Annotated in this window: 1 protein-coding gene; it reads left to right on the top strand. The window is 65.8% G+C overall.

Going from position 1 to position 926, the window contains the following annotated elements; all coding sequences use genetic code 11:
• Positions 1-884, top strand: an 884-nt coding sequence (locus tag ACSFA3_RS22375) for a gamma-glutamyltransferase (protein WP_435507691.1), incomplete at its 5' end; no start/stop codon positions are given.
• Between the last annotated feature and the right edge of the window lie 42 nt (positions 885-926).

Genomic DNA, 926 nt, shown 5'->3' with positions numbered 1-926 from the left:
TGATGGGCGTGCACCTGGTGAGCGAGGCCGAGCGCCTGGCCTATGCCGACCGTGACAAGTACGTGGCTGACACCGACTTCGTGCCACTGCCGGGCGGCTCAGTCGACACGATGATCAACAAGCCCTACCTGCAAAGCCGCGCCAGCCTCATCAGCCTGACGAAGAGCATGTGCATCGCCCAGGCCGGCAATCTGGGCGCAGTGCCGCTGGGCATCGACAAGACCGAGGAGCACGGCACCACGCACTTCACCATCGTCGACAAGCAGGGCAACGTGGTCTCGATGACCACCACGGTGGAAAGCACGCTGGGCTCGTTCCACATGACGCAGGGCTTCATGCTGAACAACCAGCTCACCGACTTCTCGGCCAACCCGAACGACACAGTCGATCCGAGCATCAAGGTGGCCAACCGCGTCGCCCCGGGCAAGCGCCCACGCAGCACGATGGCGCCGACGCTGGTGTTCAGAAAGAACACCGACGGCAGCATGGGCGACTTCGTGATGGGCACCGGCTCGCCCGGCGGCGGCACCATCATCCAATACGTGGTGAAGACGCTGGTCGGTGCGCTCGACTGGGGTCTGGATGCGCAACAAGCCACGTCGCTGGTCGACTTCGGCGCCAACAACACCGCTATCAGCGCGGCCAACCCGAACAGCGCCACCAACGTGGGCGGCGAGCATCCCAACGTGGACATCACCAACAACGGCAACAACGACACGCTGATCGCGGGGCTGCGCGCCCTGGGTCACACGGTGAACTTCGGCGCGCAGTCGAGCGGCACCAGCACCATCATCCGTGCCAACGTGGGTGGCAAGCCGACGCTGACCGGCGGCGCCGACCCGCGGCGCGAAGGCATCGTGCTGGGCGATACCTTCACGCCCTGAGGGCAGAAGCAGGAGCGGCCGCGGGGCCGATGAACGCGAGGA

The sequence above is a fragment of the Variovorax glucosi genome, from assembly GCF_051216695.1.
Classification (GTDB): domain Bacteria; phylum Pseudomonadota; class Gammaproteobacteria; order Burkholderiales; family Burkholderiaceae_C; genus Variovorax.
This window is presented reverse-complemented; position numbering and strand designations above follow the sequence as displayed.